The organism is Cyclobacterium sp. L-R (genome assembly GCF_056859355.1).
On the sequence record NZ_JBSXOH010000082.1, the window covers coordinates 1 to 21,032 of the forward strand.

Here is a 21,032-nt window from a genome sequence, read left to right on the forward strand (position 1 = left end):
GCTGTTTTCAATTTCACCATAGCGGTGCTATGCTAAAATCTCCAAACAGTCTGATTTTCTTGCGATTGCAACACTTCCCGTAAACACGGGACAGGCATCACCCCTGACCTTGTCAGGGCGGAGAAATCCTATTACATAATCCGGGTTAAAGATGCTCTTTTGTCAATTTCAGATTTAATCCATCATTGATCCACTCGAAAAGGAATATTTTACTAATGATAAAGGCCACTTTATTAACCTTTAGGTTGCAGAGCGTCTTCTTCCCATTCTTTGAACGATTGCTCTATGGCCTCTGCAAATACCTTGGATTCCTGAGCACCACTTATGCCATATTTACCATTGAAAACGAAAAAAGGAACTCCCTGTATTCCAATTTGTTTGGACTCCATTAGGTCTCTTTTAACTTGATCAGTGAAATTGTCATTTTTTAAAGTTTCCTCAGCATTGGTTATCCCTACTTCTATTGCTAAGTCAGCTAGGATGGATACATCATCAATGTTTTTTCCCTCTATAAAATAAGCTTTTAATAAACGCTCTTTCATTTCCAACTGTAGACCTTGTGCCAAAGCAAGGTGTAATAATCTATGGCTCCTGAAAGTGTTAGCTACTACGGCTTTGTCCATTTTGTAATCTAGCCCTTCGATGCCTGCCTGTTGAGTGACATATTCTGTCATTTCTCTGGCTTTTTCTAATGTCACACCTTTGCTTTCTGACAGGTATTGCACCACAGATTTGTCCATATCTGTTTTTATTTCAGGGTTCAACTGAAAACTCTTATAAATGACCTCTATTTGGTCTTTCTTATCAAATTTTGCCAATGCATTTTCAAAACGGCGCTTGCCTATATAGCAAAAAGGGCAAACAATATCACTCCAGATTTCTATTTTCATCATTTAACTGCCTTTTGTTTTTTTAACTCAAAGAATTGTATGAGAGTCTGTATTGAGTTTGTAACAAATCGCTTACTTGATAGGTTCTACAGCTTAAAACAATTTGCTGCTTCAGAAATTAATTTTCTTTGTAGATTTGTTGAGAAACCAAATAGGAAATGCGCTTTTATTGATGTGCTGATTTTCTTGCAAGGTTTTTGTTTTAATTTATAGTAACTTGACTTATATAATTAATAATTTATTAATTAAAACCCCTATATCAATATGAATGAGATTATTACTACAATTAAAAAATTGATAGAAGTAAGGGTTAATATTATTAAAGCTGAAATTGTCGACCAAATAAGTTTGGTTGTAGCGAGGGTTGCGGTCATTGTTTTGATCGTTTTATCTGCTTCTTTTATTTTGCTTTTTGGTAGTATTGCACTGGCTTTTTATTTTAGTGAATTGTACGGAAGTAGCTCAATTGGCTTCTTGATGTTAACAGGTATCTACCTAATAATATTTTTGTTATTGGTATTGTTAAGGAATGCCTCTGGCTTTCAAAGGGTACTTAAAAATTCCCTATACAAGTATGTTTTCTTATTTAAAGGTAGAAAAGACGAATAATGAAAGAGGATTTGTTAAAGCAGTCAAAGGAATTAGAACAAACGCTGGAGAAGCAACTCGAGTTTTTGAAACAAGATTCTCAGGTGTACCTTAAGGTTGGTGGCTTAGCCTTATTAGGAGGGGTCGTTGCTGTCTATTCCATTCAGCAGCTAAAGGGAAAAAATAAAAAGAAGTCTTTAAAAAAGAAAAAGAGCGCTAAGAAGAAGGGGTATAGCTTTTTCGGGACGCTTAGAAGCAGGCTATTTTGGATGTTGATAGACATTGGAAAAGCAAGGTTCATGAACAATCTTATGGCTAAAGTGGACCCGGGAGATGAACCGAAATAAGGAAATACGTGAATTGCTTTACCAAAGGAACAAAAAAGGCATTAAGAGCCTTGCCTTGCTTATAGACCCGGAGAAAATTGACAAACAACCTTCTCTGGAACTTCTTAAGGAGCTTTCTCATGGTCTAATCATCGATTTTTTTCTTGTAGGAGGAAGTCTGGTAAATACCAAGCGCCTCGATCATTGTTTGCGAAGGTTGAAAGAAGTGACCAAAGGAAATGTTCCTGTGGTCTTGTTTCCAGGGAGTGTAATGCAGCTTTCTGATGAGGCAGACGCTGTCTTGTTCCTCTCTCTGATTTCTGGAAGAAATCCTGATTTATTGATTGGGCAACATGTATTGGCTGCACCTACTTTGTCTAAAAGTAAACTTGAGGTTCTCCCTGTTGGATACATGTTGGTCAATGGAGGTGCAAGTACAAGCGTGGAATACATGAGTCAAACCATTCCTATTCCTCATAATAAGCCTGATATTGCAGTGGCTACTGCCTTAGCTGGAGAGTTTTTGGGATTGCCTTTGTTTTATCTGGACGCTGGTTCTGGAGCCAAAATTCCAGTGTCTATAAAAATGATCAATGCTGTGAGTAGGGAAATTAATTCTCCGCTTATGGTAGGAGGAGGCATACGTTCCCTTCAAGAGGCAAAAGATGCGTGGAATGCGGGTGCAGATGTATTGGTTATAGGTAATGGGGCAGAAAAAAACCCCAGTTTAATTACTGAGGTTTTGCATTATGCTAAATTTTATAATTCATCACTGAACGTTAATTAACGATTCTCTTCGTCTCATTTTACCTGCAGGTAGACCATACATCATCTTAAATCTTCTACAGAAATAAGCAGTGTCTTTGTATCCGACTTCTTTTCCGATGTCTCGTATACTCTTTTTGGTGGTTCTCAATAACTCCACAGCCGCTTCCATTCTTTGGTATTCAATATAATCCTGAGGATTAATACCTGTTAGCATCTTAAAGTATTGGCCGACATAATCTTCTGAAACATTGGCTACTTTTGCCAACACTTTATTGGACAAGTCTCCACCAATATTCTTCTTGATATAATTGAACATGTCGATCAATCGAGGATCCTTGAAATAAGTACTGTTGGTAGACAATTCTTCTACAAACAGTCTGTTTTTAAGGATGTGACGAACCAATTCTACTACCAGTAATTCAGTATAAAGTTTTATTACCCTTTCTTTTCCAGGTGTGTTTTGTTCGGATTCCTTTACTACATCTTCGAGTATGGAAGCTATTCGATCGTTGAATCGAATTACAAAAGCTGGTATGCCAAGTGAGTTAAAGAAATTGACAACATCGAATACCTTTGCTTCAAAAGTAACTGAGGTGATGCAGTCGTCTTCAAGGTTTTTAATGTTTTTAAAACTGATAGTTTGAAGGTACTTCTTTTTGTTTTCCAAAAAATTATCATTGTTGGTCTCGTTCCTTTTGGTAACTGTACCGAATGATACTCTAGTTGGCCTTCCTGCTGGAATAAATAGTATTTCCCCCTCATTAACAGACTCTTGGTCTTCACCATAATTCAACGATCCTCTGTGTAAGAGGATGGCTGTATTTTCTGAATCTGTATAATCGGTTATGGTTACAGGTCGCTCAATTTTAAAGTTATTTCCTTTCACGTACCTTACGCCAACCGACTCTATCACCTTATTGTAATATTCCATGATTAGTGCATTTAGAGTTATTTTTTGTAAAAGTATATTTTTTTTCTGATTTGTTATGACAATTTGTAATAAAAAATTAGAATAAACTAAATTCCGATTTGAAAATTACTATATATTTTTAAATATCCATAACTTATACAATTAGCTTAAAAGCTTTCTGGATATAACTATTTTCTGAATTTCCGAAGTGCCTTCATAGATCTCTGTAATTTTAGCATCCCTCATCATCCGTTCTACGTGGTATTCTCGCACATAACCATAACCTCCATGGATTTGGACGGCCTCATTTGTGGTTTTCATGGCTACCTTTGAAGAGTACAATTTGGCAATTGCACTTAACCTTACATAAGACTCGTTTTTGTCTTTTTTTAAGGCGGCTTTATAACATAACAAGCGTGCAGCTTCTATTTCCGTGTCCATGTCTGCCAGTTTAAATTGAATGGCTTGGTGTTCACTGATAGGTTTACCGAAAGTTTTTCTTTCTTTGGCATATTTTACAGACAGTTCCATTGCTCCTACTGCTATTCCAAGGGCCTGAGCAGCAATGCCTATACGGCCTCCATTTAAGGTTTCCATGGCAAACTTAAAACCAAAACCTTCCTCTCCTATTCGGTTTTCTTTGCGAACCTTCATATCCGTAAACATCAATGAGCAAGTGTCAGAAGCCCTAATGCCCATTTTGTCTTCTTTTTTACCAACTTCAAAACCTGCCCAACCTCTTTCTACTATAAATACTGATATACCATGGTGTTCTTTTTCTTTGTTGGTTTGTGCAATGACAAGGTAGATGTCTGCTGAATAGCCATTGGTTATCCAGTTCTTTGTGCCATTGATCAAGTAATGATCCTCTTTCTCTACGGCAGTGGTTCTTTGAGAGGTGGCATCGGATCCGGCTTCTGGCTCTGACAATGCAAAAGCTCCCAAACATTTGCCTGAAGCAAGTGGTTTTAAGTACTTTTCTTTCTGGGATTTTGTTCCATATTTTTCCAAACCCCAACACACCAAAGAGTTGTTTACAGACATGATCACGGCAGCTGAGGCATCTACCTTAGCGATTTCTTCCAATGCGATTACGTAGGAGAGGGTATCCATTCCACCACCGCCATACTCTTGAGGAACCATCATTCCCATAAATCCCATTTCAGCCATCTGTGCAACCAATTCTTTTGGGAATTCACATTGAATGTCCCTTTCGATTACTTTTGGTAAAAGTACTGTTTGTGCAAAATCTGAAGCCGCTTCCTTTATGGCCAGTTGTTCTTCATTCAGGTCAAAATCCATACTTTTGAATTGTTTTAATACCTCTACAAGTAAACAAAAGGACTTTTAACGCGGATTTAGCAATAGAATTTTCTGACCTTATAAGTAAGTTTTTCATTAGGGAGAAAAACAGCTAAGGTTGATAGATTTTCTAATGAATTAAGCTCGGGATAGATTGTCTATTTCCTATTTTGGATTCAATTCTATTCATTTGACGCATAGTCCTTAATAGTAATACCCAGAAAATAAAAAAGGGGCAATGCTGCCCCTTTAAAAATTTAAATATTTTTTTGTTTTAGTCTCTGTTTCCAAAAAAGACGAACATGTAATAGGCTAAAGTGGCCATTGATGCCAAGGCGGCAACCACATAAGTCATGGCTGCCCATTTCAATGCGTCTTTGGACATATCGTACTCTTCAGGAGTTACTACATTCCTTTGCTTTACCCAAGCCAAGGCTCGGTTACTAGCATCAAATTCTACAGGTAGCGTAATAACACTAAATAAAGTCAAGATACTGTAGGCACCAACTACTACTACGCCCACTGCTTCATAAGGAAGGCCAAATAAGGCTATACCTCCAAAAAGAGAGGCGATCAATACAATATTTAAAATTTTGCCACTGATATTTTGAATAGGTACCAGGGTTGATCTTAATTTAAGCCATGCATAAGAATTTGCATGTTGAACCGCATGGCCACATTCGTGAGCTGATACAGCTGTGGCTGCAGCATTTCTTCCATAATAAACATCTGTGCTCAGGTTAACCGTTTTGTTCATTGGGTTGTAATGATCAGATAATTGACCTTCTACACAATTGACTTTTACGTTATGGATGTTATGATCCGCCAACATCAACTCAGCAATTTCTTTACCGGATAAGTTGGCCTTTAAAGAAACCTGTGAGTATTTTTTAAACTTATTCTTTAGCCTGTTACTTACCGCATAGCCAAGAATTGCAAATACAACTACAATTAGTATGATTCCCATGTTTTATTTTAATTTTCTATTTTTCTTCTACAACGATTTTATTGATTCAAGGTTACTCTCTTTTTCCTGAAAAGGTAAAGAAAGCTAATCCCTCCCAAAATCAAAACAATCATTATTTGAGAGGTATGAACTAACATGGCAAATACCTTGCCCTGCTCCTCTGATATGCCATAATAGAGGAGTATAAAAGCGACCATGGCGTGAAAGGTCCCTATGCCTCCTTGTACTGGAGCTATCATACCAATGCTTCCCATTACTAAAACCATTAAAACGGAAGTAGCTGATAATGAGTTGGTAGAGGGAATAGAAAGCGCCATCCAATACATCATTAAAAAATAGATGGTCCAAATAAGTACGGTAGCAACCCAAAATCCAACTTTGTTTTTCATATGAATCAAGGTTTCTAAACCACTGACAAATTGGCGTAAAAACTGACGAATTTTACCTATTAATGTAGTTTTTTTGAATTTTAAATAGGTAAGCACTGCCAATACCAAGAGGATTAACATAAGAAGTATCGCCCAATAAACGTATTCGGATACGAAGGATTTAATGGCGCTTAGAGAAATTAGGCTTTCAAAAATTTCGATAAATATCCCTCCTTCTAGAAGGAAGGCCAAAGCAATAATAAAGAGCATAAAGACCATGTCTATTGTTCTTTCCAGGACTACGGTCCCAAAGATTTTACCGAATTTAATGGGGTAGACTTTGTTTACCCCACCACATCTGGCCACCTCTCCTGCTCTGGGGAAAAGAAGATTGATCAAGTTGCCAAACATCAAGGACCAAAAGATTGGTATGGTTTTTACCTCAATGGTTTCATTGGTAGCAATTAAATTCTTCCATCTCCATGCCCTAAGCCAAAAACCAAGCAGTCCTAGAAACATGGCTGCAGAAAACCAAAGAGCATTGGTTCCTTTAAGGGCTTCTAAAATGACTTCCCCTTCAATATCCTTGTAGAGATAATAGAAAATCAAAATCGCAGCCACTAGGGGCACGATAGCTTGAAGACCGCTTTTTAATTTATTGCTCAAATTACTTTGTTTTGGGCATCAGGGAAAATAATAGTGGGTTTGTATTTTTTTGCTTCTTCAAAGTCCATTGAGGCATAGGAAATGATGATGACTACATCTCCAACTTGCGCTTTTCGAGCCGCGGGGCCGTTGAGACAAATTTGGCCTGAGTCTCTTTCTCCTTTTATGACATAAGTTTCCAGACGTTCACCATTGTTGATATTTACAATCTGAACTTTTTCATTCTCAATGATATTAGCTGCTTCCATTAATGCCTCATCAATGGTGATGCTGCCTACATAATGAAGTTCCGCTTGGGTGATTTTTACCCGATGAATTTTTGATTTTAATAACTGAATTTGCATGTCAATAGTTAAATGTGACCAGAACGAAAGATAATATTGTCAATTAATCGTACCTGTTCAATATATGCCGCAATACAAATGGCGTATGATTTTCCGGGGATTGGCTGTTGGACAAGGCTGAAATCTGCTTCATCAACAAGTTCCAGATACTCGGGGTTTATCTCAATTGGATTTAAAATTTCCTTAATTGCATTGTTTTTAATCTTCAACCAGTCCCCCCCCATTAAAAGTTCATCTTTACATTTAGTCAAGGTTTTGTAAAGAAGAGGAGCGATTTTTCTTCCTTCCGGACTTAGTCTCTGGTTTCGAGAAGAAAGTGCCAGCCCATCAGTTTCCCTAACCGTGGGCACAACTTCTATTTCAATACCGAAAGATAGGTCGCTTACCAGTCTTTTAACGACAGAAACTTGTTGAAGGTCTTTTTGGCCAAAAAAGGCAATGTCAGGCTGTACTATATGAAAGAACTTAGACACAACTATAGCAACACCATTAAAATGACCAGGTCTAAACCTGCCTTCAAGCACTTGCTCCATAGTCCCAAAATCAAACTCCATAAAAATTCCTTCAGGATAGATTTCCTTCTCCGAAGGAACAAAGACAATATCCACGCCTTCCTCTCTCAATACGGCTAAGTCAGCCACTAAGGTTCGGGGGTATTTCTGAAGGTCTTCCGGGTTGTTAAATTGGATGGGGTTTACAAAAATTGTCACAATAGTGACGTCCATTTGTTTTTTAGACTGCCGGATTAATTCTAAATGCCCTTGGTGCAATGCCCCCATAGTAGGAACAAGGCCTATCGCTTTATTTTGGGTTTTAAAGGCCCTTAAGTGCTGTTTTACAGCAGGTATGGTTTCGTGTATTTCCAAAGTCTGTTTTGAAATGGAATAGGAAAATAGGTGCAAAAGTATATTATTCTGAATAAAAACAATGGAATTTGCTGATTTTTTTGTAAATTTGTAGTCCCGTTATATCCCTAAATTAAACACACACGATATGTCTAAACTTCGTATCCTTTACGTAGCAAGCGAAATTAACCCTTTTCTTCAAACTTCTGAAGTTGCTAATTTTGTAAGAGCCCTGCCTCAAGCGATGCAGGAAAAAGGAATGGAAATCCGAATTTTGGTACCGAGATTTGGATTGATTAATGAAAGAAAGAATCGGTTGCATGAGGTTGTAAGGCTTTCAGGTATCAATATATCAGTAGGTGAGGAGGAAAAACCATTGATAATTAAAGTTGCATCTATCCCCAATGCTAAATTACAGGTATATTTTATAGACAATGAAGACTATTTTCAGAGAAAGAGCGTTTTCTTTGACAAACAGAATAAATTTTATGAGGACAATGACGAAAGAGCCATTTTCTTCTGTAAAGGAGTTTTAGAAACCGTAAAGAAATTAGGTTGGGCACCGGATGTTGTCCATTGTAATGACTGGATGACTAGCCTTATTCCTTTGTATTTGAAAACTACTTACAAGAATGAGCCCTTGTTCAAAGAAACAAAATCTGTTTATGCTATTTATAATAACGGATTTAGTCATAAATTTGGGGACGATTTATTCGATAAAATAAAAATGGTAGACATCGATGACCAGCTTCTTGCCCCATTGAAGTCCAAGGACTACGAAGGGTTTGTGAAATTGGGTATGGAGTATGCCGACGTTGTAGTAAAAGGTGAGGATATTTCCGAAAGCTTGGCTGCCATAATTCAACAATCTTCTAAAGAAAAACAGTTTGAAATTAAAAGTGATGAACAAGACGAGCTTTTTGAAAGCTATTACAATATCTATACGGACCTTGCAGGTTAAATTCCTCGGGGCCCTGTGCTCAATTGTTATTTTCGCAGGAGCTTGTTCAGACCCATCCGAGATTGGATTGGTACTGGATCCCGGCTCCAACCAGATAGGGGTATTCTATGAAGAAATACCCCTATCTTCTTTATTGGTACTTGAAGATTCTTTCAATACTACAAATCAGAGCCGAATGGTGGTTGGAGGTGATCATAGTGACCTTTTTGGAACCACAGAATCAATAGCTTATAGCAGGCTTTCCTTTAATCCTGATGGTGTACTTCCGGAAGATGATGCAATATTTGACTCTGCAATTTTCAACTTCAATATTGTTGACCTCATAGCAGATGATTTTGAGGAAGAAAAGGAATTTAAAGTGCATAGGTTATTAGAAGCCATTGAAGACACCACCTATTACAGTTTTAGTTCCCTTGATTATGAGGAGAATGTAGCACTGGCTGAAGGTGCTTTTGTTTTGCAGGCTGATACGGTCAATCAAGTAAGAATGGACCTTAATCCTGATTTTGCTGCGGAGCTTTTTGGTAAGCTTACTACACAAGATCCGGTATTTGATAATATTTTTGCTTTCAGGGAGTATTTTCCCGGTATAGTGATCAAAGGAGATCCAGCCCAGAACACGTCCATTTCTTTAGCTATAGGAGGCGGGACAGGTATTACCATGTATTATCATTACGAAGATGATACGGTGTCAACAGCATACCCTATTAACACCATTCAATCAAGGCATTTTAATCAAGTGATTAGTAATAGGCAAGGAACTGCTACAGAACAGATCGTGGAGAAAGATGTTGCCTATGATATAGAAGGTGATAAAGTTGGGGTCAAAGCCGGTTTGGGGCTAAAGATGAAACTTGACATGAGCCCTTTGCATGAATTTCTGGACACACTCGAAAATGTTACCTTCAACCAGATCCTATTGGAAGTAGGTCCAGTGGATGAATATCCAGAAGGAAAGAATCCTTACGGAGCCTTGGTAATGTATTTTGCAACTGATGGCGGTGAGTATTACCGAAGGTTTGATGGAGTAAAAGTGGCTGTTCAAGGCGAAAACAATACCCATACAGGTTTGGATGTGGATGGGAATGTTGTCCCCCTGACGGGAAACCAGAATGGCTTGGCTTATAATTCTGAAACAAGGGTGTATGCCAACCAAATTACGTCTTATGTAAATGCCATGTATCGTTCAGGATTGGTGAAAACAGATTTGTTTTTATACCCTAATACTCCAAGTACAGAAAGTGGTGTTGTTAGTTTTGATGCGTTCAAACGTTCTCTAAAGGAGTTTGTCGTTGACAAAGATAATATCAAAGTGAAAGTATATTATTCAAAAATCAGGTAGTGGGTGAATTGATCTGCTAAATCAAACTGATTATTTTATATAAAAAGTCGGAAGCAAGAAATTGCCTTCCGACTTTTTTATTTTAACCCAGATAGTAAAAAAGAATCCTTAGTCAACAATAGTGTTTCTATTGCATCTTGAAGCCAAGGTTCATTCGCTATAGAAATGCCCAAAGACTGAAAAAATTAAGTCTTTGTCTGGCTTTGTTTTCCTTCTTCTGCTCTTTCGAGTCCATGTAAGGTAAAAAAGTTTTAGTCTGGTAGGGCCAAGTCAGGTCAAGATAGTACTTTTTGAAATAATAAGGAAGTCCAATTATTGCGGACCTTTCTTCCTTTGAGGAGTAATCCATGTTTTTCTGCTTCCTGATTTATGTCTTCTATATCAGTTTCGTAGAACCCACTTAGAAGCAATTGCCCCTTAGTAAATAGCTTTTCAGCGTATACCTCCATCTCATCCAACAATACGTTTTTATTTATATTGGCGAGAATTAGGTCATAAGCCTTTTCAGTATTTACAGATCTAATTGCCCCTGTTTGCATGGAAAGATTTTTGAATCCATTTATCTCAAAATTTTCATTTCCATTGTCAACACTCCATTCATCAATATCAAAAGCTGTAACGAGGGAAGCACCCAGTTTCATTGCCATTATGGCCAGAATACCTGTTCCTGAGCCTGCGTCCATCACTTTTTTGTTATCATGGCTAATTTCATTTTGCCATTCAAGCATAAGGTAAGTGGTGGAATGATGTCCTGTTCCGAAAGACATTTTCGGATTGATGACAATTTCGTGTTTATGGTCCTCAATCCTGCTGGGGTGGAAAGTTGCCCTCACATAGACCATGTCTCCAACAGATATTGGATCATAGTTTTTCTCCCAAGCTTCATTCCAGTTGATTTTAGCCAAGATACCCTCTTCAATTTTAATCTCAGCAACATCCTGGTATTGAGCGATAACTTCTTGCCATAATTGCGTGTTAAGGTCATCTTGAGGGATGTAGGCATCAAATCCGGCCGTTGTTTCCAAGAAGGAATCAAAGCCTATGTTGGCCAATTCTGCCATCAGAATTTCTCTATATTCTTCCTTACAGCTGATTTTAAACTCTAGGTATTCCATTGAAGAATTGTGTTGAATTGAAAAATATAAAATTGCCCCGGCAATTTACTGCCTGGGCAACTGTCCTCGAATGAAGAGGGTAAATATTTAGAATGATTTTGCGATGTCTACAAAATCTCTGGATTTTAATGAAGCACCACCGATCAATCCTCCATCCACATCCGCTTTAGAGAAGATCTCTTTGGCATTGTCAGGCTTGCAACTACCGCCATAAAGGATAGAGATTCCTTCGGCTACAGTTTTACCATATTTGGATGATAAGTGTTGACGAATTGCAGCGTGCATTTCCTGTGCCTGGTCAGAGGAAGCAGTTTTACCTGTTCCTATTGCCCATATTGGTTCGTAGGCGATAACTAATTTTTTAACTTCTTCCTCGCTAAATCCAAACAAGCTTTCAGTAAGTTGTTTAGTTACGTAGGCTTCATGAGTTCCTGCTTCCCTGATTTCTAAAGGTTCTCCACAGCAGAAAATTGGCGTTAAATTATTGGAAAGCGCCTGTTTGGTTTTTTCAGTCAATAATTCATTGCTTTCATTGAACATAGCTCTTCTTTCACTATGACCGATAATTACAAATTCAGCTCCAAAGGAGGTCAACATGGCGGCTGAAGTTTCTCCAGTATAAGCTCCGGAATTCTGATCAGAACAATTTTGAGCACCTAGATAGATGTTGTCAACACCTGCAATAAGTTTTTTTACGCCGTGTAGATGAACAAAAGGAGGATTTAATATTACCTGTACATCTTTAATCGGTTCATCTTTTATCATGTTCACTATCTCAGAAGTTAGTTTTTGACCTTCTTCAAGCAAGCAGTTCATTTTCCAATTACCAGCAACAATTTTTTTTCGCATGATATTTCTATTTAGATTTATATATTTGGTCAGGATTATCCCGTTAGTATACCAAAAGCTAAAATTACGTAAAATGTCAGTTCCAGAAAAAGGAAATTCGGTTTCAGGTTCAAAAAAGAAAAATAGCTATTCAAAAGGGCTAAAAAAAATAGCGGCTTATTGTGCGTATCAGGAACGTGCAATATCGGAAGTTGTGTCGAAACTAAATGAAATCGGGTTAGAAGAAGGTGAAGCAGAAAAAATTTTACAAACCTTAATAGATCAGGACTTCATTAATGAAAAGAGATTTGTTGAAGGCTTTGTCAAAGGAAGGTTCAACTTAAAAAGATGGGGAAGGATCAGGATTCGACAAGAGTTGAAAATGAGAGAAATTCCTAATCACTTGATTCAGGAAGGCCTGGAGCTTTTGGCCCCGGAGGATTATCATAATACCTTACTTCACTTGGCAGAGAGAAAATGGAAGCTTACCAATGATGACAATCTGTACAAAAGGAAAACCAAGGTCGTTCGGTTTTTGGTGTTCAGAGGTTTCGAGCCGGACCTTGTATGGGAAGTTGTGGAGGAATTGGGAACTAAAGATGCGCTTTAGTAATGAATTTGTCCTCAGATTCCTGAGGGATAACTTCTAACACATTGGCTAAGACCAGCTTGACAAGTGTCTTGGAGGCAATGAAAACTGGGATTCTAGCCATGGCCATAAACTCTTTTAGGGTGATGTAAGGTTTGTTGGCCAAGGCTTTCATTAGTAATTCTTCCTTTCTTCCATATTTGAAAATGACATTGTTTGGGTTTTTCTTTCTTTTCATAATCTCCCACATTTCTCTACTGGCCTGAATACTTCTGTCAGCTACCCTAACGTAGGCTTTTTTCTTTTTATCTTCTAAAGTAAAGTGTGGTGCATCAGCGCTTTTCCCAACTCTATAGATGGCAACGCCTTTCTTTTGATTGATGGGGATGACATCTCTTTCCAAGCTCATAGGAGGGTGAATCAACTCCTTTATGGCTTTGTCCATGGCATAGACCTCATCTTCTATGTACCGTTGGCCGCTAACGGTGCCATCATCATCTACACCTAAAAGGAGATAGCCCCCCTCGGTATTGGCCAATGCGATAATTTCCTTGACGATCTTTTCAGGATGGGCTGCCTTTTTCTTGAACTCTACATGCAGGCCTTCTCCTTTTTGAGCTAGTTTTGTAATATCCTGAATGGTCATTTTGTTTTTAATTTATCAAAACTGCCAGTCCCACCCTGATGCCAAGGGCTTGTCGTTGGACGTAATAGTCTGTCATCCCTTCCACGCGAAACCTGTAGCTTAGGTTATAAGTGTAGCCCGCACCCAAACCCAAGTCTGCACCATTTCCCAACAGCGCACGAGCACGTAGGAATATTGGTTCCAGTGGGTAATACCTTAGCCCGGCTGTCACCTGATTGGGGTGGTTGATATTGTATTCGTATCCCCCTGAAAAAGACAATTGGTGACGGTAGAAGTAATTGACCTCTACCCCAAATTGTGCCCTTTCGAGTATTTTGTATAAATCTGTTCTTATCAAGTCCATCCCTGCACTCACTAAGAAGCTACCACCAGCTTGTTGGGCTTGTATTTTGCTCGTGTTAATTAGTAAGATGCTAGCGATTAAAACAATGCCTTTAATAATCTTCATTTATTTCCCTACATTTATAATTTCCAGTCGTTTCTTTAATCCCATCCATTCATCTCTCAACCTTGCCGCTTCCATGAAATTCAATTCTTTGGCAGCCGCTTCCATCCTTTTTTGAGTTTGAGTGACTAGCTTTTCAAGTTTCTCTCTACTTAAATACTGAATGACCGGATCTGCTGCTACATCCATTTCCTCCGGATTGTTCTCTACATAGATCTTTGCGTTTTTCTTACTATCCGCAACTTTGGTCTGTCCCATTATCTTGTCATGAGACTTGATAACAGTTGTTGGGGTGATGTTGTTTTCCTCGTTATAGGCGATTTGCTTGGCCCTTCTCCTATTGGTTTCATCAATGGACAAGCGCATACTCTCTGTTGTTTTATCTGCATACATAATGACTTTCCCTTCCGAATTTCTAGCAGCCCTTCCAATGGTTTGGACAAGACTTCTGACATTTCTAAGAAAGCCCTCTTTATCGGCATCTAAAATTGCAACAAGCGCTACTTCAGGTAAATCTAATCCTTCTCTTAAAAGATTGACGCCCACCAAAACGTCAAATATTCCTAGTCTGAGCTCTCTTAATATTTCTACCCTGTCCAGAGGTTTTACTTCTGAGTGAATATACCTCGACTTAACACCTACTTTGGCCAAGTACTTGTCCAGTTCCTCCGCCATCCTTTTGGTAAGGGTGGTCACTAAAACCCTGAAGCCATTCTTAATTGTCTTGTCTATTTCGTCTAATAAATCATCTATCTGATTGGCGCTTGGTCGTACCTCGATCAATGGATCCAAAAGTCCGGTAGGCCGGATGATTTGTTCTATCACTACCCCCTCAGATTTATTGAGCTCATAATCCCCCGGTGTAGCACTCACATAGATTACCTGGCTTGTGAGGGATTCGAATTCATCAAATTTTAATGGGCGGTTGTCAAGTGCAGAAGGTAGCCTAAATCCATAATCTACTAGATTGGTCTTCCGGGACCTATCCCCTCCCCACATAGCCCTAACCTGAGGAAGTGTAACATGACTTTCATCTATGACCATCAAAAAATCATCAGGAAAATAATCGAGAAGGCAAAAGGGGCGGGTGCCCGGCAATCTTCTGTCGAAATACCTTGAATAATTTTCTACCCCAGAGCAGTAACCCAATTCCCGAATCATTTCCAAATCAAATTCGGTCCTTTCCTTTAGACGCTTGGCCTCCATTAATTTCATGTCCTTCTCAAAGGCCGCTACTTGGGCTACAAGGTCATCCTGAATTTCATGGATGGCGGTGTCTATTACATCTCTACCAGTGACAAATAAATTGGCAGGAAAAATGGTGATAATCTTTTCGTCTGATAATTTTTTACCGGTAGCAGGGTCTACGCGCTGTATGGCTTCTATTTCATCGCCCCAGAAAAATATTCTATAAGCAAAATCTCCATAAGCAACAAAGATGTCCACTGTGTCACCTTTTACCCTAAAAGTACCTCTGGTGAATTCTCCCGAAGTTCGGCTATACAGCACTTCTACCAATTTGAATAAAAATTGATTTCTCGGAATTCGATCACCCTCTTGAAGTTTTATTACGTTTTTACCAAACTCATCTGGGTTACCAATACCGTAAATACAGGAAACAGACGCCACCACGATGACATCTCTTCTTCCGGAAAGTAAAGCTGATGTTGCTGAAAGCCTTAGCTTTTCAATTTCCTCATTGATAGAAAGGTCTTTTTCTATATAGGTGCTGCTGGTGGGGATAAATGCCTCAGGCTGATAATAGTCGTAATAACTGATGAAAAACTCAACTGAGTTGTCAGGAAAAAACTGCTTGAACTCTCCATACAATTGTGCTGCCAGGGTCTTGTTGTGACTCAAAACCAAGGTGGGTTTTTGGACCTCCTGTATGACATTGGCCACAGTAAAGGTCTTTCCCGAACCGGTCACTCCCAATAGTACCTGAGATGGCTCGTTCGCATTTATGCCTTCCACTAGCTTTTTAATAGCCTTAGGTTGGTCTCCCGTAGGAACGTAATCTGAAATAATATTGAAACTCATCTAATTTTAAATTATATACCTACAACGCCATAATGGTACTGAATAGTTTTCGGAATCAAGTCCTTTTATTTATAATTCGGAATCGGTCAAGGTTATAGTAGATGAAATTCGTTCTAAGGATTATGATTAATAACAAGGGTAGGATGCTTGGGTGGAAAGATTGAAAGCCCAGTATCCATATAACCAAGGCCAGGTCAGCCAAAATCATGGCTCCCAACAGCAAGGTTTTTAATATGGCTTTATCAGGTCTTCGGTATAATAAGTAAGCTATATAGAGATGAGCTGGAAATGCCCAAAACAAGTTCCAGTTGTTCTTAGTTTGAGAGTGTGCGGTAAAAAACCAAAGGAAAACAAACAATACGCCCAGTAATCCTAAAATGCTGAAGAAGGCTATGTCAAAGCCTTTAAACAATCGTTTTTTCTTGAAGCCGATAAAGGTTAATAGTCCTATCAAAATTGCGAAAAGCCAAAATAAGACATAGGGGTTTATCAAGTTTATCCCCTCACTTGTTGATTCCGGGAAATCATAAATCTTATTGGTTTGACTTACAAGAGGCCTTTCAGGTCCGTCTCCTATAATTGTAGCCCTGCCAAATGAGGCTTCCAAATAATCCGGCAAGAAAGCTTTCTCCGCTTCTGTAGCTTCTCTATCAATAACAGCACCTAGGGCCAGGTCTATTCCCAAATCCGACCAAGGAAGTGGGTACACATATTCGTCAATCAGATTGCGGAATGTTTTGTGGTCCGTTTCAATTGGGTAATTCCACTTTAGAGACTGGCCTAAAACTGTTTCTAGCATGTCTGTAATCCTAGTGGCACAATTGTCAAAAAAGAAATCATACCGGTACTTTCTATTTTCAGGTTGGTAATTCCTTTGTAGGAATGCTACAATCTTTTCACTTTGCTCTGCTGATAGATTGAGCTCCTGTTCCCTGACATTCCTTTTGAAATAATTGTATTCACGCAAAAAGTTCTCCGTAGTGGTAAGGGACAATTGATAATCTAAAGTCCGGCGGATAAATTTCACGTAAAAGAAAGAAGTGTTGAAGTCAAAAGTTCCATAATTAAAAACGAGATCCTGACCACTTTCCAGCTCTATGATACGTATGGCGCTATGACCAAATGTAGAATACAGCTCATCCCCAGGATCACAGGTAAGCAAACTTATTTTGTATTGTGCCGCAGTTACAGGCAATGTCAGCATTATTCCCAAAAGCAGAGAAAAGCCTAGAAGGAGGGATTTACGAAAGGAGCGCTTATGAATGTCTATTTGCATAACTTTTTAAGCAGTAAGGAAAGAGTTGTCAAATTTCCTTACAAATTTAAAGTAATATTTGGGTTATCCAGACATCCCTTTTTTAAAAAGACAAGCGGTCGAATTCATTGGTCATTTGTTTGATGTACAGTATTAAAGGTGTTCTATCCGTGTTTATATGTGTTGTTAGTTTTGAAAATTAAAGTAAAATCACTATTTTAATTGATTATTCATTTTTGTTATGGATATTTTTTATAGGAGAGCGTTTTTTAATTATTATAAATGGTTTTTTTGGACCATAGTTTTTGCTGCGCTGTTTTTTCTTCCATTTTATTCAGCAATAGGGACAATTTTACTCGACAATACCTGCTATAGAACCAATTTGGCATTTGATACTGTGGGAGATTGGGATGATCCAACTATCTGGGAGCAATACAATGGAACTGCTTGGGTGGCAGCCTTAGACTTTCCAGATAGGGATGACAGGGTTTTTATTGGCAATAGGAACGAAGTGCGTCTTACTAAAAATGAACAGGTTAAAGATCTATATCTTTTTGCTGAAACTCTTGGAGGCATTGACCCAGGACCTAAACTTAATTTGCAAGCTTATGAATTGTTGGTATATGGGCAACTGCATAGTATTTCAGAAGATACTGGAAATTTTATTTACCATCATTCCACATCTGGTATTACCGACTGGATATATCCTGAAACCGGAAGTATAGTTTTTAAAGGAGTCAGCCGTACTGTAGTAGACCGGAACTCATGGAGTGCCAGTAATTTAAATAGTCGGTTTGGGGTGGTTTTTGATCCCGACCCTGGCGAAACTTTGGTGGTCAATGCAGCCATGAAAGCCAATAGCTTCCTAATCAAAAGTGGCACTGTCAGGCAAACTCTTAATGATGAGTTAAGTCCTATTTATACCTCAACTTTTTCCTTTAATATTCAGGATAAATTTGGGACGGGTGATTACGGTGAGTTTACAATATTGTCCGGTGCCACTTTGATCTCTGAAGGAACCAAAGCCTTCAACCAAATTATTCGAAGGACTGATTCCCGGCCCGCTAGTTCATTTGTACTTGAAGAAGGTGCCAATCTGGTGCTCTTGGGTGAAGAACCGATTATCGATGCGGTGAATGTGCAGTTGGATGGGAATGTGACTTATGCTGGAGAAGGAGTTTCTCAGGGATTTTTAGAAAGTAGCCTGACAAGTTCAGCTATTGAGTTTATATATAATCATTTGTTTTTTAGTGGTGTAGCAGAGAAGGTGCTTTCCCCACTTGTAAAGGTGCGTGGAAACATGCAATTTCTGGATGGGGGAAACCTCAACGGTACATCGACTCTGCTTGTTCCAACTGGGGTAAATAATCAACAAATAGCCATTCCCACATTTTCTTTGGATGCTTTTGAAATGGATAAGTCAATTGGAAGTGTTAATTTCCAAAATGATCTTCGAATATTAAGTGCCTTCAGTCAGTTGTCGGGAACGATAGATTTTTCGGGGAATTCACTTTTCCTGGACTTTGGACCGACAGGTATATACAGTTATTCAAGTGGGGATTGGCATAACCTGAATGAGGTGGTATATCATCATGTTCCCACTTACCTAGACCAAAGTAATGCTTTGTTTCCTTTTTATGACAGTTACTTAGCCTTTCCAAGACATTTACTTTTAGAAGGTGCATTGGGAGGAACTGGGGCAAGTTTAAGTATTAGGCATGTCGAAAACCAGGGAGTAACCTATGACCCGGGATTTAGTGATACAGATGGAAGTACCGTAGTGTATCAATTAAATAGCTATTTTGAAATTAGCAGTAGTGGAGGCACTTCCTCGGAAGTTGATGTTTGGGTCTTGGCCAATGATCTTGGCATTCAGGATATTGGCCATTTGAGATTAACGGGAGATGGAGAAGCTGCAACAGGGGTACATCTCCCCGCAAGTGAGGTGGATGGTGAGCTTTGGGCTGGAAGGGGAGTGGTTTTCAATGAGTTGCTTGCTAAGGCTTTTGCCATTGCAAGCATTAGTGAATTAAGTGTTCTGCCATTGGATTGGTTGGATTTTGAAGTGTTATTAAAGGACGAAGGAGTCAAGCTTTCTTGGGTGAATGGCAGGGATCCATTCATTCAGTACACTGTATTGAGAGCTGAAGGGCCATCCACAGAATTTATCCCAATTGGGTTTTTCTCAGGTGATGATTTTGGTTACCAAGTTATTTTTCAAGATCAGGTTTTACCCGAGAATCAGGCATATTGGTATTATCAGGTTAAGGCTGAGAATGCTGAAGGGGAGGTAGGTTTCAGTCCTGTTATAAGGTTTAACAATCCCTTATTTAGTTTTGATGTACCTCGTATTTATCCTAATCCTTATAAGGAAGGGGAAGTTCATGTGGATTTATTTGGCCTACTATCCGATCAGCAGGTCTTCTTTAATGTTTGGGGTTCAGGTGGAAGATTATTTCTAGAAGGAGTTTTTGATCTAGGAAACGTTAAGATTCAATTGGAAGAGAATTTAAGAATATTACCCCCTGGAAGCTATTTTATCTTGCTTCAAACCCAAAATAAACTGTTTTGTCTAAGGTGGTTAAAACTTAATTAATAAGTTATGATTAATGGGAGATTAAGGAAAAGGAAGGTGTTGTTAATGTGGAAATAGTTGTGATTTAGGCTTGTTGATTTTAATATTTGGATATTGTGAAATTAAATATCGAGCTGGAATGTCATAAATACCTAGGTAGGATTAAGCCAATAAGCTTATATTTATTCTTGAGACAAATAGTTATAACAGGAGAATTATGATACTTATCTGGAAAAACAAAGGTTTGTTAGTCATTGCTTATTTGATGGTATCTATGTTCCTAACCGCCTTGGTACTTGGAGTATTGAAAAGAAATTTCGGAGGTGTCTTTATGTCGATTGACTTAAATCAATCTATAGGTATTGGCTTCTTGTTGTCAGCTATTTGGACTTTTTTAACAAGGAATGACTTTTACCTGAACAGTTCTGGTGAAAAAGTTAAAATGAAAACTAGAAATGAGTTTTTTTTTATTTCAATGCAAATATGGTCTTACCTATTTCTTATTGCTGGTTTTGCCTTTCTTTTTTATGGATTCTTCTAGTGGTTTTACTTTATCCTATTAGCATGACAGAAGAAATATTCGATTTAATATTGGTGGCCTTATTCATCCTGTTAAACCCATTAGTGAAAGATGAGAATGAATTTGGAAAAGCAGCACATTACCAGGTTATTGTGCTAGGAATATTTTTTGTAATTATTGGCTTTTTTATAATATAAGAATTGGGATGGTTAATGATGTTCGCATATCATCTGAATCATTATTGATGTTGAGAGAAATCACAAAGAAATAAATGAAATTATTATGCCAGAAAAAGAGATGATTCACGACCCAAATGCAAAAACAAAGCATTTTACGAAAGGGGAAATCATTCAAAGTAGAGGCCTTATAAGTCATAACGTTTTTTATGTGAAAAAAGGATTGGTGAGAAGCTATCTCATCGATAGCAATGGCAAGGAACATATATTTATGTTTGCTTCAGAAGGATGGTTAATTGCAGATATTGAGTCAATAGAATTTCATCAGCCTGCCCAACTTTTTATAGATTGCATAGAGGATTCAGAAGTACTGGTCATACACAGAGAGAATCAACACCTGGATTTTAGTAATGAGGAGGCTGTCAAAGAAAACATTAATCATTATTCCCTTGTCCATCATTCGGACCGTGGGGTACAGTACTGCAGTTATGATTACACCGACCTATTGAAAAAGAAGAAAGTTTGGATCAGTATGACGAAGCCCGCTTCACCACATGAAAATGCCA

General features: G+C 38.4%; 22 protein-coding genes. 9 read left to right on the forward strand and 13 right to left on the reverse strand.

Going from position 1 to position 21,032, the window contains the following annotated elements; genetic code table 11:
- Positions 1-233 precede the first annotated feature (233 nt).
- The gene (locus tag AC13EX_RS15130; RefSeq protein WP_482893331.1) at positions 234-893 is read right to left on the reverse strand and encodes a DsbA family oxidoreductase; all 660 of its coding nucleotides are present in this window, start codon (positions 891-893) and stop codon (positions 234-236) included.
- 261 nt (positions 894-1,154) lie between these two features.
- Between AC13EX_RS15130 and AC13EX_RS15135 the strand changes: the two genes are divergently transcribed.
- The 3 genes from AC13EX_RS15135 to AC13EX_RS15145 are packed head-to-tail and all read left to right on the forward strand — an operon-like array spanning position 1,155 to position 2,591.
- Positions 1,155-1,499 (forward strand): phage holin family protein, encoded by a 345-nt coding sequence (locus tag AC13EX_RS15135; protein WP_482893333.1) that lies wholly within the window; start codon positions 1,155-1,157, stop codon positions 1,497-1,499.
- On the forward strand, positions 1,499-1,825 hold the full coding sequence (locus tag AC13EX_RS15140) for a hypothetical protein (RefSeq protein WP_482893334.1): 327 nt from the start codon (positions 1,499-1,501) through the stop codon (positions 1,823-1,825). Before AC13EX_RS15135 ends, AC13EX_RS15140 begins: the two co-directional genes overlap by 1 nt.
- Positions 1,812-2,591, forward strand: a complete 780-nt coding sequence (locus tag AC13EX_RS15145; RefSeq protein ID WP_482893335.1) for a phosphoglycerol geranylgeranyltransferase — start codon at positions 1,812-1,814, stop codon at positions 2,589-2,591. The genes AC13EX_RS15140 and AC13EX_RS15145 overlap by 14 nt, the downstream gene beginning before the upstream one ends.
- Here AC13EX_RS15145 and AC13EX_RS15150 read toward each other — a convergent pair.
- The 6 genes from AC13EX_RS15150 to panC form a co-directional block, all read right to left on the reverse strand.
- Positions 2,574-3,503 (reverse strand): helix-turn-helix domain-containing protein, encoded by a 930-nt coding sequence (locus AC13EX_RS15150; protein WP_048641107.1) that lies wholly within the window; start codon positions 3,501-3,503, stop codon positions 2,574-2,576. The two genes, AC13EX_RS15145 and AC13EX_RS15150, sit on opposite strands and share 18 nt — an antisense overlap.
- Before the next feature lie 141 nt (positions 3,504-3,644).
- A complete protein-coding gene (locus AC13EX_RS15155; protein WP_482893336.1) occupies positions 3,645-4,784 on the reverse strand; it encodes an acyl-CoA dehydrogenase in 1,140 nt (379 codons plus the stop codon).
- A 274-nt stretch (positions 4,785-5,058) separates the two neighbouring features.
- The gene (locus AC13EX_RS15160) at positions 5,059-5,751 is read right to left on the reverse strand and encodes a zinc metallopeptidase (RefSeq protein ID WP_482893337.1); all 693 of its coding nucleotides are present in this window, start codon (positions 5,749-5,751) and stop codon (positions 5,059-5,061) included.
- Between the two features lie 38 nt (positions 5,752-5,789).
- Positions 5,790-6,785 carry a lysylphosphatidylglycerol synthase transmembrane domain-containing protein gene (locus AC13EX_RS15165; RefSeq protein WP_482893338.1) on the reverse strand — a complete coding sequence of 332 codons (996 nt, stop codon included), beginning with the start codon at positions 6,783-6,785 and terminating at the stop codon, positions 5,790-5,792.
- Positions 6,782-7,129: an aspartate 1-decarboxylase gene (panD, locus tag AC13EX_RS15170; protein WP_048641103.1), complete on the reverse strand. Its 348-nt coding sequence runs from the start codon at positions 7,127-7,129 to the stop codon at positions 6,782-6,784. Before panD ends, AC13EX_RS15165 begins: the two co-directional genes overlap by 4 nt.
- 8 nt (positions 7,130-7,137) lie before the next feature.
- Positions 7,138-7,995, reverse strand: coding sequence for a pantoate--beta-alanine ligase (panC, locus tag AC13EX_RS15175; protein ID WP_482893339.1), 858 nt, complete (start codon positions 7,993-7,995; stop codon positions 7,138-7,140).
- 127 nt (positions 7,996-8,122) lie between these two features.
- Between panC and AC13EX_RS15180 the strand changes: the two genes are divergently transcribed.
- Entirely contained in the window at positions 8,123-8,935 is an 813-nt protein-coding gene (locus AC13EX_RS15180) for a glycogen/starch synthase (protein WP_048641102.1), read from the forward strand.
- On the forward strand, positions 8,877-10,277 hold the full coding sequence (locus AC13EX_RS15185; RefSeq protein ID WP_339717546.1) for a DUF4270 family protein: 1,401 nt from the start codon (positions 8,877-8,879) through the stop codon (positions 10,275-10,277). Before AC13EX_RS15180 ends, AC13EX_RS15185 begins: the two co-directional genes overlap by 59 nt.
- Before the next feature lie 275 nt (positions 10,278-10,552).
- On the opposite strand, the gene prmA is transcribed toward AC13EX_RS15185, so the two are convergent.
- Entirely contained in the window at positions 10,553-11,392 is an 840-nt protein-coding gene (gene prmA, locus AC13EX_RS15190; protein ID WP_482893340.1) for a 50S ribosomal protein L11 methyltransferase, read from the reverse strand.
- Between the two features lie 87 nt (positions 11,393-11,479).
- A complete protein-coding gene (gene tpiA, locus AC13EX_RS15195) occupies positions 11,480-12,241 on the reverse strand; it encodes a triose-phosphate isomerase (RefSeq protein WP_482893341.1) in 762 nt (253 codons plus the stop codon).
- Positions 12,242-12,314: 73 nt separating this feature from the next.
- Here tpiA and AC13EX_RS15200 point away from each other — a divergent pair, with 73 nt between their 5' ends.
- Positions 12,315-12,830, forward strand: coding sequence for a regulatory protein RecX (locus tag AC13EX_RS15200; RefSeq protein WP_048641097.1), 516 nt, complete (start codon positions 12,315-12,317; stop codon positions 12,828-12,830).
- On the opposite strand, the gene AC13EX_RS15205 is transcribed toward AC13EX_RS15200, so the two are convergent.
- The 4 genes from AC13EX_RS15205 to AC13EX_RS15220 are packed head-to-tail and all read right to left on the reverse strand — an operon-like array spanning position 12,814 to position 17,216.
- On the reverse strand, positions 12,814-13,455 hold the full coding sequence (locus AC13EX_RS15205) for an AlbA family DNA-binding domain-containing protein (protein ID WP_482893342.1): 642 nt from the start codon (positions 13,453-13,455) through the stop codon (positions 12,814-12,816). The two genes, AC13EX_RS15200 and AC13EX_RS15205, sit on opposite strands and share 17 nt — an antisense overlap.
- Positions 13,456-13,462: 7 nt before the next feature.
- Positions 13,463-13,903: a hypothetical protein gene (locus tag AC13EX_RS15210; protein WP_482893343.1), complete on the reverse strand. Its 441-nt coding sequence runs from the start codon at positions 13,901-13,903 to the stop codon at positions 13,463-13,465.
- Complete coding sequence (gene uvrB / locus AC13EX_RS15215) at positions 13,904-15,940, reverse strand: excinuclease ABC subunit UvrB (protein ID WP_482893344.1); 2,037 nt, start codon at positions 15,938-15,940, stop codon at positions 13,904-13,906.
- 55 nt (positions 15,941-15,995) lie between these two features.
- A complete protein-coding gene (locus tag AC13EX_RS15220) occupies positions 15,996-17,216 on the reverse strand; it encodes an Lnb N-terminal periplasmic domain-containing protein (RefSeq protein WP_482893345.1) in 1,221 nt (406 codons plus the stop codon).
- Positions 17,217-17,436: 220 nt separating this feature from the next.
- On the opposite strand from AC13EX_RS15220, the gene AC13EX_RS15225 reads away from it, so the two are divergent.
- From AC13EX_RS15225 to AC13EX_RS15235, 3 genes are all read left to right on the forward strand, one after another.
- The gene (locus tag AC13EX_RS15225) at positions 17,437-19,791 is read left to right on the forward strand and encodes a hypothetical protein (protein WP_482893346.1); all 2,355 of its coding nucleotides are present in this window, start codon (positions 17,437-17,439) and stop codon (positions 19,789-19,791) included.
- Between the two features lie 196 nt (positions 19,792-19,987).
- On the forward strand, positions 19,988-20,311 hold the full coding sequence (locus AC13EX_RS15230; RefSeq protein WP_339717556.1) for a hypothetical protein: 324 nt from the start codon (positions 19,988-19,990) through the stop codon (positions 20,309-20,311).
- A gap of 261 nt (positions 20,312-20,572) precedes the next feature.
- A partial coding sequence (locus AC13EX_RS15235) for a Crp/Fnr family transcriptional regulator (protein WP_482893347.1) occupies positions 20,573-21,032 on the forward strand: 460 nt, incomplete at its 3' end.

Bases quoted from the DNA above. Each gene is read 5' to 3' on its own strand.
- AC13EX_RS15130 (WP_482893331.1), bottom strand. From the start codon at position 893: ATGATGAAAATAGAAATCTGGAGTGATATTGTTTGCCCTTTTTGCTAT.
- AC13EX_RS15205 (WP_482893342.1), bottom strand. From the start codon at position 13,455: ATGACCATTCAGGATATTACAAAACTAGCTCAAAAAGGAGAAGGCCTG.
- AC13EX_RS15185 (WP_339717546.1), top strand. From the start codon at position 8,877: ATGAACAAGACGAGCTTTTTGAAAGCTATTACAATATCTATACGGACC.
- AC13EX_RS15155 (WP_482893336.1), bottom strand. From the start codon at position 4,784: ATGGATTTTGACCTGAATGAAGAACAACTGGCCATAAAGGAAGCGGCT.
- AC13EX_RS15200 (WP_048641097.1), top strand. From the start codon at position 12,315: ATGTCAGTTCCAGAAAAAGGAAATTCGGTTTCAGGTTCAAAAAAGAAA.
- AC13EX_RS15160 (WP_482893337.1), bottom strand. From the start codon at position 5,751: ATGGGAATCATACTAATTGTAGTTGTATTTGCAATTCTTGGCTATGCG.
- AC13EX_RS15150 (WP_048641107.1), bottom strand. From the start codon at position 3,503: ATGGAATATTACAATAAGGTGATAGAGTCGGTTGGCGTAAGGTACGTG.
- AC13EX_RS15225 (WP_482893346.1), top strand. From the start codon at position 17,437: ATGGATATTTTTTATAGGAGAGCGTTTTTTAATTATTATAAATGGTTT.
- AC13EX_RS15140 (WP_482893334.1), top strand. From the start codon at position 1,499: ATGAAAGAGGATTTGTTAAAGCAGTCAAAGGAATTAGAACAAACGCTG.
- tpiA (WP_482893341.1), bottom strand. From the start codon at position 12,241: ATGCGAAAAAAAATTGTTGCTGGTAATTGGAAAATGAACTGCTTGCTT.
- AC13EX_RS15230 (WP_339717556.1), top strand. From the start codon at position 19,988: ATGATACTTATCTGGAAAAACAAAGGTTTGTTAGTCATTGCTTATTTG.
- AC13EX_RS15210 (WP_482893343.1), bottom strand. From the start codon at position 13,903: ATGAAGATTATTAAAGGCATTGTTTTAATCGCTAGCATCTTACTAATT.
- AC13EX_RS15180 (WP_048641102.1), top strand. From the start codon at position 8,123: ATGTCTAAACTTCGTATCCTTTACGTAGCAAGCGAAATTAACCCTTTT.
- AC13EX_RS15145 (WP_482893335.1), top strand. From the start codon at position 1,812: ATGAACCGAAATAAGGAAATACGTGAATTGCTTTACCAAAGGAACAAA.
- panD (WP_048641103.1), bottom strand. From the start codon at position 7,129: ATGCAAATTCAGTTATTAAAATCAAAAATTCATCGGGTAAAAATCACC.
- AC13EX_RS15220 (WP_482893345.1), bottom strand. From the start codon at position 17,216: ATGCAAATAGACATTCATAAGCGCTCCTTTCGTAAATCCCTCCTTCTA.
- AC13EX_RS15135 (WP_482893333.1), top strand. From the start codon at position 1,155: ATGAATGAGATTATTACTACAATTAAAAAATTGATAGAAGTAAGGGTT.
- uvrB (WP_482893344.1), bottom strand. From the start codon at position 15,940: ATGAGTTTCAATATTATTTCAGATTACGTTCCTACGGGAGACCAACCT.
- prmA (WP_482893340.1), bottom strand. From the start codon at position 11,392: ATGGAATACCTAGAGTTTAAAATCAGCTGTAAGGAAGAATATAGAGAA.